General features: G+C 60.1%; 14 protein-coding genes, 1 other RNA gene and 1 pseudogene. 10 read left to right on the top strand and 6 right to left on the bottom strand.

All coding sequences use genetic code 11. From position 1 onward, the window contains the following. Positions 1–960, top strand: coding sequence for a cobalamin biosynthesis protein (locus tag ADA16_RS04425; protein WP_239659338.1), 960 nt, complete (start codon positions 1–3; stop codon positions 958–960). Here ADA16_RS04425 and ADA16_RS04420 read toward each other — a convergent pair. After that, positions 957–1,946 (bottom strand): SURF1 family protein, encoded by a 990-nt coding sequence (locus ADA16_RS04420; protein ID WP_048759547.1) that lies wholly within the window; start codon positions 1,944–1,946, stop codon positions 957–959. The genes ADA16_RS04425 and ADA16_RS04420 overlap by 4 nt on opposite strands. A 135-nt stretch (positions 1,947–2,081) precedes the next feature. Between ADA16_RS04420 and ADA16_RS04415 the strand changes: the two genes are divergently transcribed. After that, positions 2,082–2,663, top strand: a complete 582-nt coding sequence (locus ADA16_RS04415; protein ID WP_048759546.1) for a GtrA family protein — start codon at positions 2,082–2,084, stop codon at positions 2,661–2,663. Here ADA16_RS04415 and ADA16_RS04410 read toward each other — a convergent pair. Continuing rightward, complete coding sequence (locus ADA16_RS04410; RefSeq protein ID WP_370647705.1) at positions 2,660–3,163, bottom strand: low molecular weight protein-tyrosine-phosphatase; 504 nt, start codon at positions 3,161–3,163, stop codon at positions 2,660–2,662. The genes ADA16_RS04415 and ADA16_RS04410 overlap by 4 nt on opposite strands. A 68-nt stretch (positions 3,164–3,231) precedes the next feature. Beyond that, positions 3,232–3,912 (bottom strand): HAD hydrolase-like protein, encoded by a 681-nt coding sequence (locus ADA16_RS04405; RefSeq protein WP_048759543.1) that lies wholly within the window; start codon positions 3,910–3,912, stop codon positions 3,232–3,234. A 35-nt stretch (positions 3,913–3,947) separates the two neighbouring features. On the opposite strand from ADA16_RS04405, the gene cobC reads away from it, so the two are divergent. The 5 genes and pseudogenes from cobC to rnpB all read left to right on the top strand — a co-directional run bounded on the left by cobC (position 3,948) and on the right by rnpB (position 8,313). Continuing rightward, positions 3,948–5,093 (top strand): Rv2231c family pyridoxal phosphate-dependent protein CobC, encoded by a 1,146-nt coding sequence (gene cobC / locus ADA16_RS04400; RefSeq protein ID WP_048759542.1) that lies wholly within the window; start codon positions 3,948–3,950, stop codon positions 5,091–5,093. A gap of 69 nt (positions 5,094–5,162) precedes the next feature. After that, on the top strand, positions 5,163–6,350 hold the full coding sequence (locus ADA16_RS04395) for a Nif3-like dinuclear metal center hexameric protein (protein ID WP_048759541.1): 1,188 nt from the start codon (positions 5,163–5,165) through the stop codon (positions 6,348–6,350). A gap of 5 nt (positions 6,351–6,355) precedes the next feature. Then, on the top strand, positions 6,356–7,099 hold the full coding sequence (locus ADA16_RS04390; protein ID WP_048759540.1) for a zinc ribbon domain-containing protein: 744 nt from the start codon (positions 6,356–6,358) through the stop codon (positions 7,097–7,099). Positions 7,100–7,123: 24 nt separating this feature from the next. Next, a pseudogene (locus tag ADA16_RS04385) lies at positions 7,124–7,792 on the top strand (histidine phosphatase family protein); the annotation flags it as partial. Between the two features lie 56 nt (positions 7,793–7,848). Then, positions 7,849–8,313: RNase P RNA component class A (gene rnpB, locus ADA16_RS10785), an RNA gene on the top strand. A 40-nt stretch (positions 8,314–8,353) separates the two neighbouring features. Here rnpB and ADA16_RS04380 read toward each other — a convergent pair. Further along, positions 8,354–9,517 carry a hypothetical protein gene (locus tag ADA16_RS04380; RefSeq protein ID WP_048759538.1) on the bottom strand — a complete coding sequence of 388 codons (1,164 nt, stop codon included), beginning with the start codon at positions 9,515–9,517 and terminating at the stop codon, positions 8,354–8,356. Between the two features lie 277 nt (positions 9,518–9,794). Between ADA16_RS04380 and ADA16_RS04375 the strand changes: the two genes are divergently transcribed. After that, positions 9,795–9,998: an SPOR domain-containing protein gene (locus ADA16_RS04375; RefSeq protein ID WP_016423068.1), complete on the top strand. Its 204-nt coding sequence runs from the start codon at positions 9,795–9,797 to the stop codon at positions 9,996–9,998. A 15-nt stretch (positions 9,999–10,013) separates the two neighbouring features. On the opposite strand, the gene ADA16_RS04370 is transcribed toward ADA16_RS04375, so the two are convergent. Both ADA16_RS04370 and panB read right to left on the bottom strand, forming a co-directional pair. Further along, positions 10,014–11,825 carry a CYTH and CHAD domain-containing protein gene (locus ADA16_RS04370; protein ID WP_048759537.1) on the bottom strand — a complete coding sequence of 604 codons (1,812 nt, stop codon included), beginning with the start codon at positions 11,823–11,825 and terminating at the stop codon, positions 10,014–10,016. 143 nt (positions 11,826–11,968) lie between these two features. Beyond that, entirely contained in the window at positions 11,969–12,778 is an 810-nt protein-coding gene (gene panB / locus ADA16_RS04365; RefSeq protein ID WP_239659337.1) for a 3-methyl-2-oxobutanoate hydroxymethyltransferase, read from the bottom strand. 140 nt (positions 12,779–12,918) lie between these two features. Here panB and ADA16_RS04360 point away from each other — a divergent pair, with 140 nt between their 5' ends. Together ADA16_RS04360 and ADA16_RS04355 are read left to right on the top strand one after the other, a co-directional pair. Continuing rightward, the gene (locus ADA16_RS04360) at positions 12,919–14,259 is read left to right on the top strand and encodes a glutamine synthetase family protein (RefSeq protein WP_048759535.1); all 1,341 of its coding nucleotides are present in this window, start codon (positions 12,919–12,921) and stop codon (positions 14,257–14,259) included. A 57-nt stretch (positions 14,260–14,316) separates the two neighbouring features. After that, entirely contained in the window at positions 14,317–17,499 is a 3,183-nt protein-coding gene (locus ADA16_RS04355; protein ID WP_048759534.1) for a bifunctional [glutamine synthetase] adenylyltransferase/[glutamine synthetase]-adenylyl-L-tyrosine phosphorylase, read from the top strand. The last annotated feature ends 78 nt before the right edge of the window (positions 17,500–17,577 follow it).

The raw sequence follows: 17,577 nt of genomic DNA, 5'->3' as shown, positions 1-17,577 counted from the left end.
TTGCGTATAAAAGCCAGAAGTCGACGCCTCTGGCGACGCGGTGTAGCCATCGCTGCGGGGTATACGCTTGACCGCATTTTCGCAGATCCCACCAATCACCATCCGGTGGCAATCTACGGGCAGGCCGTCAGCAAACTTGAGCGCCGAATCTACGCGGATTCCAAGGCGCGCGGTGTAGCTTTCACCACCATCGCAGTGGCCACGCCGGTAGCGCTTACCGCCGCAGTCAGCACAGTCGCCCCGACCCTCGCACTGACTGTCACCACGTGGGCATCGCTCGGCGGCACTACCCTCCGCCGCACGGGCGAACGCATGGCCGACCGGCTCACAGCCGGAGATATCGATGCTGCCCGAGAGCTCGTGCCGTGGCTGTGCTCGCGTGATCCGGAAGCTCTCGACGCTGATGGCATCGCCCGAGCCACCGTCGAATCGCTTGCCGAAAATACCTCCGACGCAGTCACCGGCACGCTCATGTGGGGTGCCATTGCAGGAGCTCCTGGCGTGATCGCTTATCGAGCGGTCAATACCCTCGACGCGATGGTGGGATACCGCAACGCTCGCTATCACCAGTTCGGATGGGGCAGTGCACGGCTTGACGACGTCGCCGGGTTCCTCCCTGCGAGACTTACAGCTGTCGCAACTGTGGTTGCAGGCCCGAATCGTCGTCAAGCATTGGCGGCGTGGCGGCGAGACGCCAGCAACCACCCAAGCCCGAACGCGGGCGTTGTGGAGGCGAGTGCAGCTGGCGCGCTGGGTCTGCAGCTGGGCGGCAAAACGGTGTATCCGAGCGGGGTAGAGATGCGCCCAGTGCTGGGCAGTGGCCGGGCGCCTGCGGTGGCGGATGTTCGGCGTGCGGCTGAGCTGAGCAAGCGAGTACAAGACATTGTTGTGCTCAGCTGTGCGGGAGCTGTGGTTGTCGCCGGATGTGTCCGGCACGCGAAGGCGCGAACGGCGAGCTAGAAGCGTTCGTCGTAACGGTTGTCGCGGTAGCCTGCGGCGCGGTGGCCAGTGTTGCCGTAGCGCTGCGCCATGCGCTGGCGGTGCAGCTCGGCAGCGCGATCCTCTTCGGGCTTAGCCTGCGGAGAGTTGGGCGTGGTGGTGTCATTGTTCGATTCGGGTGCTGTGTCCTCGGTGTCATCAGCGTGATCGACTGGTTCTGCGGCTTCGGCATCGCGGAGATTCTTGGCCATTTCCGCTTGCTCCGCGCGGTCGCGTTTGCGTTCGATAATCTCGGCGCGAATGAACCAGACGACGGCCAGCGGCACGAGAGCGCCGAAGAAGATCCACTGAATGCCGTAGGAGAGGTAAGGGCCGGACTCCAGGGTGGGCAGCGGAATAGCCTCGATGACGGCATCGGATTTGTCCGAGAGCTGAAGCCAATCGGGGTTGAGCTCAGTGCCGACTAGTTCGGACAGTTCCTTGGTATTGATGCCGTAGACCTGCGGCGGGGTGCCGGGGATTGGGGCGGTTTCGGCGGGAATCTCGTTTCGGCGGGTAAAGGCCGAGATAGTCAAGGTTCCCTTCGGAGCTGGCTCAACATTGGGTGTGCCGGAGTCGGTAGGGCGCACAAAGCCGCGATTGACCAGGTAGTTTTCACCATTGTTAGCGACGAAGACATCGAGTACCTGAACGGCGGGGGCACCGTTGACTGGGCGGTTACGCAATAGTACTCGGGTATCCGGCAGGAAGGATCCTGTGGCAGTAACGCGTCGCCATTCATTGCCCTCGACGAAACCCTTGCCCTTGGGCATCAGCTCATTGACATCCACGGGATCGAGTTCGAATGAGTGCTCAAGCTGCTGATTGCGATGTTGCGTCGCGGTGTTCTTGCCCAGCTGCCACGGGGCTAGAACGGTAAACGCGAGATAGGAAAACGCAATGGCGACAACGGCAGTGAGAACCCACCCAGGGGTCAGAAATTGGCGCACATTCTTTAACACATTCATTGAGCTTACCTGGTGGTGCGGATGGCACTAGTGCGGCTGGTGGTTGGCGGTGCGGAGTTACGGTGAACTTCAGGTAAAATTGTTTGAGCGTATTTGACGGGAAAGCTACCCGGGATAGATGGAAAGAGAGGTGTCGTGGTGGGCACGCAAACAGCGAATACTTCGCCTTCACGTCGCTTCAGCACGGTCTCGCGCCAGTTCATTAAGTTCGGCCTGGTCGGCGGCACAGGTGTGATTGTCAACCTGATTGTCGTGATTATTGCTCGCAAGTTCGGTCTCAGTCTGGGCACCAATGAGCATGATGTGTTTATGAATCTGTTCGGGACGCGGTGGAACATCCGCTACTCCCACGTCTATGCAACCCTGGCGTTTGTAGTGGCCAATATCTGGAACTTCCAGCTCAACCGGTCCTGGACTTTCCGAACTGACAATCGCCCGAACTGGTTTAGGCAATTCTTCCCGTTTTTGTTTGCCGGTATTTCAGCGCTGATCGTGAACCTGATTGTCATCACGCTGCTGACAAACCCCACCTCGCCGCTGGCACTGCCGATGGACATTTTCGATGACTCCACCGGATTTAGGAACCGCCTCTACTGGGCAAACCTCATCGGCGTCATCTTGGGTACGCCTGCTAACTTCATCTTGAATAAGATTTGGGCGTTCCGAAATCGGGGCAATGCCAAAAAGGGAAAAGAAAAGGTTGTGCTGAAACCTTAACGCTCAGAGGCCAGCGCCAGAGTCTCACGCAACCATGCGATGATGCCTGGAGTCGCGGCCTCAATTTCGTTTCGAGTGCGGACGAACCCCTCCGGGCCGCCGTAGTACGGATCGGCCACGATGGCGCCCTTCGGGGATGCCGGGTCGAAGGAGCGCATCAGGCGAATTTTCTCGTTGGGCACGCCAGCGTGGAGTAGACCATTGACGTGCGATTCATCCATGGCGATGAAAAGGGTTGCATCCATGTGTTCATCGCCCAGCTGTGCTGCGGTGTGGTTCGGGTCGTAGCCAGAGTTCTCCAGCTCGGCTTGTGCCCGCTCATCGGCTGGCTCGCCGACATGCCAGCCACCAATTCCGCAGGAGGCGAGCAGGACATCTCCGGCAAGCGCATTGGCTTCAACTGCGTCACGGACGATGATTTCAGCCATGGGGGAGCGGCAAATATTTCCGGAGCAGACAAACACGACGTACACGGACTCAGTACGATGCGACGAGTTCATAAGCATAATAGGCAAAACCAAACTTCTCGGAAAATAAAAATAGGATTGTCACTAATCGTTGACGAGTCTTAAAGATACAGCATTTCCCGCACAACACGATTCAGAGCCTCTGGCGACGACGCCACCGCCGTAGCCGCAGCCAACTCGGACTCCGGGCCATATCCCCATTCAACAGCGATAGCGGGGATGCCGAACTGCGCGGCGCCCTCGAAATCATGAACGCGATCGCCGACCATTACGACCGAGCCGCGAGGTCGCTGTGCTTGATCAGACTCAATGCCCAACTCCTTGAGCGTGTACTCAATGACCTCGGTCTTTGTTTGTCGCGAGCCGTCATCGCCAGCGGCGCCGATGAAGTCAAAGGCCTCGAGAAGCCCGAAATTGTCCAGGGTCTTGCGGGCGAAGTACTCTCCCTTAGAAGTCGCGGTGGCTAGCTGTACGCCTGCTTCCCGCCAATCGCGCAGAAGCTCCGGCCAGCCAGGAAACATCTCCGCGCGTTGCCAACCGCCAGCGTGTTGATGGTCCATATACACCGAGAAGGCACGGTCGACTTGTTCGTCGGAAAGCCCAAGCGATGCGAGCGTCTCCACCATTGGCGGGCCGGGAATCGTGTTGATGAAGCTCTCAGGCGGAAGCGGGTGGTCAATTGCCTCCAGTGCAAGGCGAAATCCATGTGCGATTGCGGGGAGTGAATCGGCGATTGTGCCGTCAACATCGATGAGGACAGTGGGACGATGGTCAGTGGACATATTGTTCATCCTAAAAGGTCATTAGGCTGGATGGCATGTTAGACGACCCGCTGCGCTATCACGGCGACCAGGCCGCCCACGACGCTGACCTGGACTTTGCCGTCAATGTTCACGGCACCACACCGCAGTGGTTGCAGGACTCGCTGGCCGCCACCCTCGGAGAGCTCGCCGCGTACCCATCTGTGCAGTTAGACGCCGAAGTCCGAGCCAACATCGCGGCTAACCACAACCGCAGCGCCGACGAGGTACTGCTTCTCCACGGGGTCGCCGAGGGGTTCTCGCTCTTGCCGCACCTGGGTTTGCCAGCCACCATCGTCCAACCGCAGTTCACCGAACCCGAAGCCGCGTTCCGCGCCGCTGGAGTCGAGGTGGATTCGCTGGTACTGCCACCGCCGTACACACTCACACCCGCGCTTGCCGACGGACACGAGAACGCGTCCTCCCCGCATTCGAGGCAGCTTGAAAGCCGGATGGTCATCGTCGGCAATCCGACCAACCCCACCGGAGTTGCACATTCGGCAGATGACCTGCGGAAACTCGCCAGTCGCTGTGCGGTCTTGGTCGTTGATGAGGCGTTTATGGATGTCGCCAATGCCGGGACTATCCAGCGTTGTTCGCTAGCTAATCGGGAGGCGGGGGGAGATTTTGAGCTCCCTGACAAAAATCCTGACAACGTTATCGTTTTTCGCAGCATGACCAAGACCTGGGCAGTCGCAGGCCTGCGCTGCGGTTACGCACTCGGTCACCCGGAGCTCCTGGCGCAGCTGGCGCGACGGCGTCCGCACTGGCCGCTGGGCACGCTGCAACTTACCGCTATGGCGGCAATCGCTCAGCGCGAGGAAGAGCTGCTACCAGAAATTCGCGCCGCGATTCGTCAGCAGCGAGAGTCTATGACACAGCTGCTAAGAGCAGCCGGTTGGCAAGTGTTGGATTCCGAGGCTCCCTTTGTCCTGGCACGTCCGGGAGGTGACCGGAGTTCTCACAATGGGCAGGGCGCTGTGGAGGTTGACGTCGTCAAGCATGAGCGTTTGCGGCAGGAACTTGCGGAGCGTGGAGTGGCCGTGCGGCGTTGCGACACCTTTGCCGGCCTGGACGGTTCGTGGTGGCGGCTGGCCGTGCGGGATGAAGCGAGTGTGCGGCGACTAATTGCGGAGGTGGCGGATTTACTGTCGCAGAACTGATGCGGTGGGGCAGAGTTCACTACGCTGGAGGAGAGGCTGGAGAGAAATGCATGTTGAAGGGATGGATGTATGACGGACTCTGCGCAGACCCGTGCCGAGGGCGATAACACGGTGGTGACCGTTGCCGACGTGCGTGCGGCGATGGACGCGGCCTATCCGCCGGCGCTGGCGGAGAGCTGGGATAAAGTCGGCCTGATCTGCGGCGACCCGCAGGATGAGGTGCGTCGCATCGCGCTGGCGCTGGATTGCACCGACGAGGTCGCAGATCGCGCGATTGCCTCCGGAGCCCAGATGCTCGTCGTGCACCATCCGCTGCTACTGCGCGGTGTGAATTCCGTGGCCGCGGATACGCCGAAGGGGCGGATTCTTCACAAGCTGATCCGCGCGGGCGTGGCTCTCTTTGCAGCGCACACCAACGCCGATAGCGCACGACCGGGTGTGAACGACCAGCTGGCCACGGTGCTCGGAGTAGAACCGGGTGCGCCGCTGGCACCGCAGCCGGCCCCCGGTCTGGATACCTGGACGGTAAAGGTTCCGGCAGATCACGTCGATAAGGTCGCGGAAGCCATGTTTGAGGCTGGCGCTGGCACCATCGGCGACTACGACAGTTGTGCATTCCGTATTAACGGCCACGGCCAGTTCCGTCCGCTGAGCGGGGCAAATCCCTTCATCGGCGCCGAGGGAGAGATTGAGTACGTTGAGGAAGTACGCCTGGAAATGGTCGCACCGAGGTCTGTGCGCTCGGCAATCGTCAAGGCACTCCTCGCGGCGCATCCGTACGAGGAACCGGCCTTCGACATCGTGGACAATCAGGCCACCGGCCTGGATCCGCAGCAGGCCGTAGGCATTGGACGTGTGGGCACATTAGATACGCCGATGCCGTTTAAGGACTTCGTCGCCCGTGTGGCTGAACGTCTACCTGCAACAGCATGGGGCGTGCGCGGTGCAGGCGACCCGGAGCGGATGATTCGCACGGTGGCCGTCGCATCTGGCTCGGGCGACTCTTTCCTGGATACCGTGGCGAAGATGGGCGTCGATGCATTCGTCACCTCTGACCTGCGTCATCACCCTGTAGATGAGACATTGCGAACGGCGGACTTCTGTGTCGTGGACACGGCTCACTGGGCCAGCGAGTTCCCCTGGTGTTACCAGGCCGCAGACATGCTGGCCGAGAGACTCGGGGTAGCGACCGAAGTCCTTGAGGTGCGCACCGATCCCTGGACAGTGGCAGAATCGTCGACACAGGCAAGGAAGTGAAGACCATGAGGCTTAGCCCACAAATTCAAGCGGCAATGTTGGAAAAGGCGGAAAACCAGACTCTGCTGGATGGGCTCACCGCCCGCCAGAACGTTCTGCCCGAGCGTGCCGAGCTGCAGGAGCTGCGAAAGAAGCACAGCCGTCAGGCCAGCGAGGCGGCGCGCTCCAAGCTCAGCGCGTCCGATATCGGCCGCGATATTGCCAAGCTGGAATCGGACATCAACAAGCTGAAGGCCCGCGAAAAGGCCGACCGTCTGTCACTCGGTGCTGCAGAAGACGCATCTACGCGCCGTGACCTCGAGCACGATCTGCGCTCCACCAAGCGCCGTCGTGAACGCGCTGAACAGGAACTCCAGCAGTATGAGCGAATGCAGGAGGCCTACCAGGTCGACGCCGAACACGAATACGACGCCGACGAGGCGCACGATGACATCGTCGCCGCCAAGCAAAGGCTTAACGACGCCGAGGTTGACATCATTGCGCGCATCTCCATCGCGGAGACCCGAATCGAAGAGGCTGACAAACTCATTGATGGTTCGGCAGCCAATCTTTACCGTCGTTTAGCGCTTGCCAACGGCATCCCCGTCGCCCGCCTGAACGGACGCACTTGCGGTTCCTGCTTCATGGAGCTCGACGTCGGATCCGTTCATGAATTCACCACGCTCGCGCCGGAGGAAGTGACGTTCTGTCCTGAATGTGGCGCGATGATTGTGCGTGCCGAAACGCTGGGAGCGGTGAAAGGCAAGTAAATGAGCCAGGCTGAAGAGAAGCGCGATAGCGCGCCGGGCTGGACGGGGGCGACGACGGACCCCACGCGACTGGTGCTGCTACGTCACGGGCAGTCGCCGATGTCGATTCGCCGGGAGTATTCAGGGAGCCGTTCCAACCCCGACCTGACGGAGCTGGGCAGACAGCAAGCAGAGGCGGCAGCACGCCATCTGGCAGCGCTGGCCGATAGCGGCAGCGTGAACTTCTCGGCCATCGTGGCCTCTCCACAGCGGCGTGCACAGCAGACCGCGGAGGCGGCAGCGAAGGCGCTCGGCCTGGATATGCACGTTGACGATGATCTGCGGGAGACCGACTTCGGTACGTGGGAAGGTATGACCTTCTCTGAGGCGCGCAACGCCACACCCGAGTTGCACAGCTCTTGGCTTGCCGACCCGACCGTGGCGCCACCAGAGGGGGAGGACTTCCACACCGTCGATAGCCGAGTGAGCGCCGCGCGTGAGCGCATCGCTCAACAATTCGGTGCCTCTGATGTGCTGGTAGTCAGCCATGTCACGCCAATCAAGTCGTTGCTGCGCCAGGGGCTCGGCTGCGGCTTTGAAATCTTCACCCGCCTGCACCTAGACCTGGCCAGTCTCTCTATCGCGGAGTTCTATGCAGATGGGCCGACATCAGTGCGGCTGATCAACGACACCAGCTACCTGCGTGACCAGTGAGTTACCACCGCGGGTTATTTGAATTGCGGTCCCGGCGGGTACACTAACCATTCGAGCGAGCCGGCCGGGTGATCGCGGCAGTTAACGGAACCAGGTGCCTCTTTTACAGAGTGCGTCCAGGCCGCTGTCGAGGAAAGTCCGGACTCCACTGGGCATGGTGGTTGCTAACAGCAACCCAGGGTGACCTGCGGGAATAGTGCCACAGAAAATAGACCGCCGGGCGCACAGCCGATGTCTTTGACGTAAAGCTGTGGAGACCCGGTGAGGGTGAAAAGGTGCGGTAAGAGCGCACCAGCGGGGCAAGTGATTGCACCGGCTAGGTAAACCCCACCAGGAGCAAGGCAAAATCGCGCATGCATTGTCGTGCGCGTGCGCGGGTGTTCGAGGGCTGCCCGCCCGATACTCGTGGGTGTGCTGCTTCAGGCTGTCAGCAATGGCAGACCGAGATGGATGATCGCCACCCGGCGCTTTCCGAAAGGAACGCCGAGGGACAGAATCCGGCTCATAGGCCGACTCGTTCGCACAAGCTTTTTTACTCGACCACTGCGTTTTTCCCGGTGGTTACTCGACCACTGCGCCGGCCGACGTATTCGCCACGCGGATGGTTTCGGAACCGCCGTCGTTAAGCGCGGAGGAAATCCGGTCGGCATCGTCGACATGGGACCACATCACTAGCGACGCACCCGGACACGGCGCACAACGAGTAATCTTCTCGCACTCGATATTGTCGGTCAGTTCAGCAATCTGCCCCAGCACGGAGCTTGCCGACGGCGCGGAGCCTCGCTCGCTGACATCGCGCGAAACCCCTGCGATGGCTGCTTGAATATCGCTGTGTCGGATGTGGCCGATGACTGCGCGGGCGCGGTCGGAAGACGCGTCGGCATCGTCAAGCCACTGAATCGCACGGCCGATGGTTGGGATGTCTTCGTCGTCCGGATGCACCTCGTGACGAGCGCGCACCCAGTCAGCAACCCGCTCCTGTGCGTCAGGGAGACTAGCGAGAGTCGGCACGCCGAAAGCAGCACAAGCTTGCTGGAAGAACTCGTAGCGCTCTTCGTCTGGCGAACCGCCGGTGACATCCGGGGAGTAAGCGATAGTCAGCGCCAGCGACTGCGGGAACGCCGTCTGCGTGACTGCCTCATCGGAGTGGTTGATGCACAGCAGGCTGTCCGGGCGGCTGCGCAGTGCCGTGGTGTAGGGGTACAGCGGCCACGACTGGCCCTTTACCTGCACCATGGTCTCGTGGATAGCGGTGGCAATACGCGTGCGAGTAGGGACATCATCGCGGTCGCCGAAACGCGCATTCAGTGCCAGTGCGAGAGCACACTGAATCGCCGGAATCTCTCCAAAACCACGACCTGGCGCGATAGTGGAGGCAATGGTGACCTTCAGGCCATTGCTGTTGCGCGGGACAAGGTGCAGTGAGTGCTGCAGTGCGACGATAGTAGCCGCGACAGCGGTCGGCACCTGAGAAAAAGCGGCGGGGACACTGTCCGGGAAATCCATCGTTGTGGTTTCGCGCTTGTATACGACAATGAGCTGCTGCTCGTCGATCTCTTCAATACCGACCGCGGCATAAGCTGGAATGGCGGTGGTCAGAAGTATGCCGCCGGAGGACGCGCAGTCCTCACCTAATAGGTTGATGGAACCCGGGGCGTATGCAACTGAAGCATTAGAACCGACGGCATCGAAGACGTCGTTTACGACAGCGGGTGCGGCGGGCATGGGTGAAACCTCTCCAGAGATTGGACTCATAGTGCTTGTGTGCAGTGTTTGTATTTAGCGCTCGGATTCAGCGCTTGCGTTCTAAGGCGAACAATTCCGTCGATAATACCCGCCTCCGAGGGGAGTGACAAACCTATATACTGGGATTTTACGTCGCCGCAGCGCACATGGCAGACAGATGGTTGTCTCTGGCGCAGGTTTGCTTATGGGTGCTGTTAGCGGTGGCGCAAGTGCTCGATAACTCGATATGAACTCGATGTGGAAGAGGAGAAGAATCGTGAGCGACAACAGCAGCAAGTGGTACTACCAGCCGTCGACAGGCACGGTGTTTCAGGGGAAGAAAACTGGTTGGGACGACCGAATGGGGCCCTACGATTCAGAAGAAGAAGCCCGTGCTGCTATGGAAAAAGTCGCCGAGCGCAACAAGGCGGCCGACGACTGGGATGAAGAAGATGACGACTGGGGCGTAGCCGAGAAGTAAGAGGGGGCCTCGTTTTTAGGACTTCTTTTCCTTCTTGATTTTCTTTTCCATCTTGCGGAATGCCTTGAAAACCTTGGCCACGGCGTCGTCGTACTCGTCCAGCGCCTTCAGGCCGTCGTAGTACTCCATCTGGTAGAGCACGCCGTAGCCAAAGGTATCCCTGCCCGCACGGGAGGCACGCTTAGCACGAGCCAGCACGAAGCCACGCGCAGTGCAGGTGTCCTGGAAGTCGCCGAGAACCGACTGCAGGTTTTTGCAGGCAGCGTAGAGCTTCTTGGTCGGCAAATCTGCGTTCTGAGCAGCCTCGGCGCTGTAACGCAGCTTCTTCGCGGCCTTGCGCACATCGTGGTAGCGCTCATCCAAGTCGGCCTCTGCCAGGTCAGCATCCTCACGACCATCGAGTACCAGATTGTGGCGACGCCTGAACTTAGAAAATGCGCTGCGCAGGTGGTCAAGCAGTACTGCAGTGGTATCGAGCTCCTTCGGAGCTTCAGTTTTTGCAGATTCCGCCTTGTCTGCGGACTCAGAAGCAGCCTCGTCCTCAACCTCAGCCGCGCCCTTGGAGTCGGCTGCCGAAGAATCTTCTGCGGCTGCGGTCTCCACGCCGTCGACAAGCGATTCGTCCTTCTTCTTGGACCTCTTCTCGGCAGCCTCGGACTCGTCCGCATTTGCGGCAATTGGCGGATTAGCGAGGAAATCATCGAGATCGTCGAGAAGTTGCAGGTACTCGCCGGAATTTAGCGCGAAAACGACACGCTGATGAGCGCGGTCGTAGTCCTTCTGAACATCCTCGACGAGATTCGCACGCAGATCTTCGCCTAAAGCGGCGCTTTCACGATTGGCCAGCAGCTCTTCCCAGCGCATAGCGACGACCTCAGCGTCACGAGCCACACCGAGAACACCCGCCAGCTGCTTGAGTTTGTTCTCCAGCTCTGCGACCTTATCGCCCACGACGATGCCGTGGAAGGTCTGCATGTGACTGCGCAGCTCACGAGTAGCGACACGCATCTGGTGTACCGAGTCGAACTCATCGCGGCGAACCTTCGGGTCGTACTCGACCATCTTGGCTACGTTAGCGGCCAGCGCATCGACCACGGTGCGTCCCGGAGTGCCCTTCGGTAGCTTCGCCGGGGCAGGCGGCAGGGGAGCAGAGTTGATGGAATCACCCAACGCCGTCGCCAACTTCGACGGGCTTTCCGACGGCACGGCGCCAGCCACCTCAGCAACCTTGGACATCGCTGCCATTACAGCCTTACCGTCCGGGTGATCTGCCCAGTCGCCCAGCAGCTCGATTTCCCATTCACGCCAGGTGGTGGTTTCGCCACCGTCAAGGAAAGAGGTGGCCGTCACGTGGTCGTCGGCAAACTCCGCCATCGGAGTGCCGTCGAGGGAAAACACCGTGGTGACGTGGCGTTCATTGTCCACCTGTGCAATTGGAAGCAGCGGGTGATTGCGCACAATTGCGCGAACAGGGGCGAGCAAATCGGTGGGCACGACGTACTCGGCATCGCGGCCCTCACCGTTAACAGAGCCCTCTTCCAGGCCAACACCGTATTCGAGACGGCCACCGGTGCTCGGCGCCTTTAAGTGCCAGCCCTCATCGGGGCCGCCTGTGCGGCGACGCAGGGTGTGCTTGGAGCGGGTCAGCCGCAAGTCCGCCGTATCCAGGTAGATAGCGGAGAGATTTCGCACCTCAGTATTGGTGGAGCCAACCTGTGGAACGAAATCGAACGACGGGGCTACCACTTCCGGGGTAGCTGAGAACTTAGATTCCACCTCCAACGCTGCAGTTGGAGTTTTGGACTTAGAACCAGACTTAGATGCCATAAGTATTAATTCTACCCCCGAATCGAAGAACTTTTAAGTTACAGATGTCCGGTTTTCGTCCACAGGGTGTTCGTGGACTCGCCAGGGTGCGTTGGGGGGGGAGAGAGAGACCTGGTGCCCGAGAAAGGTGAACCCTATAACAACTACCCCGAGAAGTTCTGCGCCTCAGTTGGGAACTCGCGGGAGTGCACCTGATCGACGTACTCCTTCGCGCCCTTGGTCAGCATCTCACCGACCTCTCCAAACACCGAACTAAACGACGGCCTGCGACCATCGGCCGGAACGGCAAAGGCATCCTGCCAGACAAGTACCTGGCCATCGCACTGTTTACCAGCGCCGATGCCACAAGTTGGGATGGACAGCTCGCGGGTAATCTCCGTCGCCAGATCCGCAGGCACCATCTCCAGGACCACGGCCGCGGCACCCGCATCGGCTACCGCGTGGGCGTCGGCACGCAGCTGTTCCGCGCCCGCGCCGCGTCCCTGCACCTTGAAACCGGACAGTGCGTTGACGGACTGCGGGGTGAAACCGATGTGCGCCATGACCGGAATGCCGGCATTGACCAGTGCACGGATCCGTGGAGCGATGCGCACGCCACCTTCGATCTTGACCATGTGCGCGCCGGTTTCGCGCATCATCTTCGCGGCCGACAGCACGGCCTGCTCATCGGAGGCCTCGTAAGTGCCGAAGGGTAGATCGGCAACCACCAGTGCGTTGCCAGCACCCCGGACGACACCGCGGGCCAGCGGAATCATCTCTTCCAGAGTGATTTCGGTGGTGGTGTCGTAGCCGTAGACAACGTTTGCTGCAGAGTCGCCGACCAGCAGCAGCTCGACACCGGCGGCGGAAAAAGCGCGCGCGGTGGAGTAGTCGTAGCAAGTCAGCATCGCCCAGGGGCGAGACTCAGCCTTCCATTCGGCAAGATTGTTCAGACGAATCTTTTTTCCGCTCATGTCAATAGAGCATGCCATAGTCACATGCAATTCGAGACCACGAGGGCAGCGGTCATGACACGGGTGCGGCAGTTGGCCTGCCACGCCGGATGGTCAAAATGTGTACCGCGAATCCGGGCACCTGGGTAACGTTGGAAAGTATGAACAGTCAGCAGGAATTCGTCCTCCGCGCAATCGAAGAACAAGATATCCGCTATATCCGCCTGTGGTTTACCGACATTCTGGGATATTTGAAGTCCGTTGCCGTCGCCCCGGCTGAGCTCGAGGGGTCCTTCGAAGAGGGCATCGGTTTCGACGGTTCCGCAGTGGAGGGGTTTTCCCGCGTCTCCGAGGCTGACACAATCGCACAGCCGGATCCCTCGACGTTCCAGGTCATGCCGCGCCTGCATAAGGAAGACACAGTCACCTCCGCGCGCATGTTCTGCGATATCGTCATGCCCGACGGTCAGCCGTCATGGGCGGATCCGCGCCAGGTGCTGCGCCGTCAGATTAAGGCGCTTGCCGACGAAGGCTTCCACGCGTTCATCCACCCGGAGATTGAGTTTTTCCTGGTAGAGAGCCTGACTACGGATGGTAAGCCGCCGGTGCCAACGGACAATGGCGGTTACTTTGACCAGGCGGTCTACGACCGCGCACCACGTTTTCGCCAAGAGGCCATCACGGTGTTGGAGGACATGGGTATTCCGGTGGAATTCTCCCACCATGAAAACGCGCCGGGTCAGCAGGAAATTGACCTGCGTTACGCGGATCCGCTGACGATGGCGGATAACGTGATGTCCTTCCGCTACATCATTAAGCAAATTGCAATGAGGAATGGCGTGCAGGCGACGTTCATGCCGAAACCCTTCCAGGATCTGCCGGGCAATGGCATGCACACTCACATTTCCCTCTTTGAGGGGGACACCAATGCCTTCCACGATCCGGATGATGAAAACCAGCTCTCCGACACCGCAAAGGGCTTCATTGCTGGCATTCTGACTCACGCCAGCGAAATCTCCGCTGTGACCAATCAGTGGGTCAACTCCTACAAGCGCACGGTCTTTGGTGATGAAGCTCCGACGTCTGCGACCTGGGGCATGGCCAACCGCTCGGCTCTTGTGCGTGTTCCCATGTACTCGCCGGGCAAGGCGCACTCGCGCCGGGTGGAAATTCGTTCCCTGGACTCCGCATGTAACCCATATCTTGCGTACTCGGTAATTTTGGCCGCCGGTCTGAAGGGAATTAAGGAGGGCTACCAGCTGCCGGAGCAGGCAGAGGACAACATCTCCGAGCTGACCAAGCGGGAACGCCGTGCGATGGGTTACCGCGATTTGCCAACATCGCTGGAAGTGGCGCTGCAGGAAATGGAGCGCTCCGATCTTGTGGCCGATGCTCTCGGCGACCACGTCTATGAGTTCTTCCTACTCAATAAGTGGCGTGAATGGCGTGAGTTCCAGCGCCAGGTGACGCAGTGGGAGCTGCGCGCAACGCTGGATTACTAATTTTCCCGAACCGCTCCCTACCTTTTTCGTCTTTAGTTTGTTGGGTGACCAGTTTCAATGGTGATGAATCGACCTCGCACATCCCGCCAATCGGTGCCGCGGCCCGCTGCGCTGGGTTTGCGTAACGACGATCGGACGCGCGCTGACCTCGAGGATTTGGGGTGGTATAACGAGGAGTCCCTGCACCTGTTGTGGGGCCTTGCCGGGGCCAGCGATCCCAAACTGGCGCTTGTGGCGTTGGTGCGGCTGAAGGGCGCTCTCGATGAGCTGGAGGAGCAGGGCAAGCTGGAGAGCTGGGCCAGCTGGTCCGGTCTCGATGAGGCCATGCGTGAGCAGGTGCCGCTGCGTACGCGTATGTTTGCACTGCTGGGTGGCTCTAGCGCACTGGGGGACCACCTGATTGCCCACCCGGACAAGTGGGTTCTTCTGCAGGCCGATCTCCCCACTGAGGCGGATATGTTCCGCGAGATGCTCTCCAGCGTCGGTGCGGAGCCAGAAATCATTGAGCTTACTGATGAAGCCAGCCTGGACAAGCAGGAGGATCCAGAGTACCGCAAGCCCGTTGTCGCGCCCGCCACGCTGGAAGGTCCCGGCTTGTACCGCGCGAAACTCACCGGCCGTGAGGCCGAAGTTGCGATGCAGTGTGCCTACCGCGACTTGATTATGCGCATTGCGTGCTATGACTTGGCTGGCACGTACCCGCGGGGTCCTCGTCGTCCGGGGCAGCCGCAAGTCCCGTTCCGTCAGGTTTCGGAGGCACTCAGTGACTTGGCGGATGCAGCGTTGACGGCTGCACTGTCTGTGGCTGTTCAGCAGGTCTTTCCTTCGTCGCCGGTCTCAACACGCCTGACCGTCATTGCCATGGGTAAATGCGGTGCGGAAGAGCTGAACTACATCTCCGATGTGGACGTCATCTTCGTTGCAGAGCCGGCGGATGCCCGCGCTACTCGTCTGGCCAGTGAATTTATCCGGATCTCTTGTCATTGCTTCTTTGAGGTCGACGCGAATCTTCGCCCGGAGGGCAAATCGGGTGCGCTGGTGCGAACGGTGGATTCCCACGTCGCTTACTACAAGCGATGGGCGGAGACCTGGGAGTTCCAGGCGCTGCTGAAGGCCCGACCAATGACGGGCGATGTGGAGTTGGGCCGCGAGTACATCGATGCGATCGCCCCGATGGTGTGGACGGCATCGCAGCGGGAATCCTTCGTCGACGATGTCCAGCGCATGCGCGCTCGTGTGGTGCAAAACGTCCCCGAGGATCTTCGATACCGAGAGCTCAAACTCGGCCGTGGCGGTCTGCGCGATGTCGAATTCGCCGTGCAGCTGCTGCAGCTGGTCCATGGTCGCTATGACGATAGCCTCCGAGTGCTGCCAACTGTGATGGCTCTGGATGCCCTTGTCGAGGCCGGTTATATTGGCCGCGAAGACGGTGCCGCGCTGATTAATGCCTACGAGTTCGTCCGCTTGTTAGAGCACCGTCTGCAGCTGCAGAAGATGCGACGAACTCATTTGCTGCCTGCTGCCGACGACACCGAAGCCCTACAGTGGCTCGGCCGCGCCTCTGGCATTGTCGGTGAAGGTGGTACCGATGCCAGTAAACCGCTGGCCAAGCAGGTTCGGCTGGCCAGCTCGCAGATTCGCTCCCTGCACAACAAACTGTTCTACCGTCCACTGCTCAACTTTGTGGTGGAGCAGGACATCGGCACCCTGCAGTTGTCCGCCGACGCGGCTAAGCGCCAGCTGGCAGCGCTGGGCTATCAATACCCGGATCGTGCTTACGACCACCTGTCTGCTCTGGCAGCGGGCACCTCGCGCAAGTCGCGTATTCAGGCGATGCTGCTGCCGACGCTGATGGAGTGGCTGTCCTCAACGCCAGACCCCGACGCGGGTTTGCTCAATTATCGCAAGCTCTCGGAGAAGCTCCACGATGAAACCTGGTTCCTGCGTACGCTGCGGGATGAGGGCATCGTCGGCCAGCGGCTGATGCGTGTGCTCGGTTCTTCGCCGTACGCGTCTGATTTGATTATGAGTGCGCCGGAGGTCATCAAGCGGTTTGGTGACGGTGCGTCGGGGCCGAAGTTGCTGAATACAGATTCCGATGCAGTCGGGCGTGCTCTGGTCGCAGCTGCTGCTCGCCACAATGATCCAGCTAAGGCAATTGGCGTGGCACGTGCATTGCGCCGTGCAGAGCTCGCTCGTATTGCTTCTGCGGATCTCTTTGGACTGATGGACGTGCAGGAGGTCTGTCATTCTCTGTCGATGGTATGGGACAACGTTCTCGAAGCAGCCCTTGCCGCTGAAATTCGCGCATGGTCGCTGGCGCACCCTGACTTGGAAGCTCCGGGCATCATCTCCGTAATTGGTATGGGGCGACTCGGCGGTTCTGAACTGGGCTACGGCTCCGACGCCGACGTGATGTTTATCTGTGAGCCCCGCAAGGATGCCGATGGCACACCGCTTGTCGACGATTCCCAGGTGGTCAAGTGGGCAACCAGGATTTGTGACTCGTTGCGTCGTCGGCTGGCAAAGCCAAGCCAGGACCCGCCACTGGAGGTCGATGTGGACCTGCGTCCAGAAGGACGCTCGGGTCCAATCGTGAGAACTCTGGATTCCTATGTGACCTACTACGAGCGCTGGGGCGAGACTTGGGAAATTCAGGCGCTTCTGCGTGCTACGTGGATTGCCGGAGATAGAGATCTGGGCATTCGTTTCCTCAAGGCCATCGATCCGCTGCGCTACCCACAGGGCGGAGCTGATGCCAAGATGGTCCGCGAGGTCCGACGTATGAAGGCACGTGTGGACTCTGAGCGTCTGCCGCGCGGTGCCGATCGCCGAACGCATACCAAGCTCGGCTCCGGTGCGCTGACCGATATTGAATGGACTGTGCAGCTGCTGATCATGCTGCATGCCCATGAGGTGCCAGAACTGCATAACACTTCCACGCTGGAATGTCTGGAAGTGCTGAAAGACAACGAGATTCTGGATGCGGAAGATACCGACGCACTTCGGAATGCTTGGCTGATGGCGACGAATGCTCGCAACGCGCTGGTGCTCACGCGCGGTAAGCGGACAGACCAGCTGCCACAGCCGGGCCGCCAGCTGACTCAGGTCGCAGGTGCGGCCGGGTGGGATGCATCGGATTCCAACGGTTTCATTGAGCACTATTTGCGTCTGACTCGCCACTCCAGCCGTATCGTCAATCGCGTGTTTTGGGGTGAGGAGAACCCCGACCACGAGTAGCTGGGTAGAGGTCTGCCGGACTCCGCTGTGAGGTCCATCATGTCTCAGTGGGGTGCAGCCTTTGTCTTAGCACGGCGA

The organism is Corynebacterium vitaeruminis (assembly GCF_001054325.1).
GTDB classification, from domain to species: Bacteria; Actinomycetota; Actinomycetes; order Mycobacteriales; family Mycobacteriaceae; genus Corynebacterium; species Corynebacterium vitaeruminis_A.
This window is presented reverse-complemented; position numbering and strand designations above follow the sequence as displayed.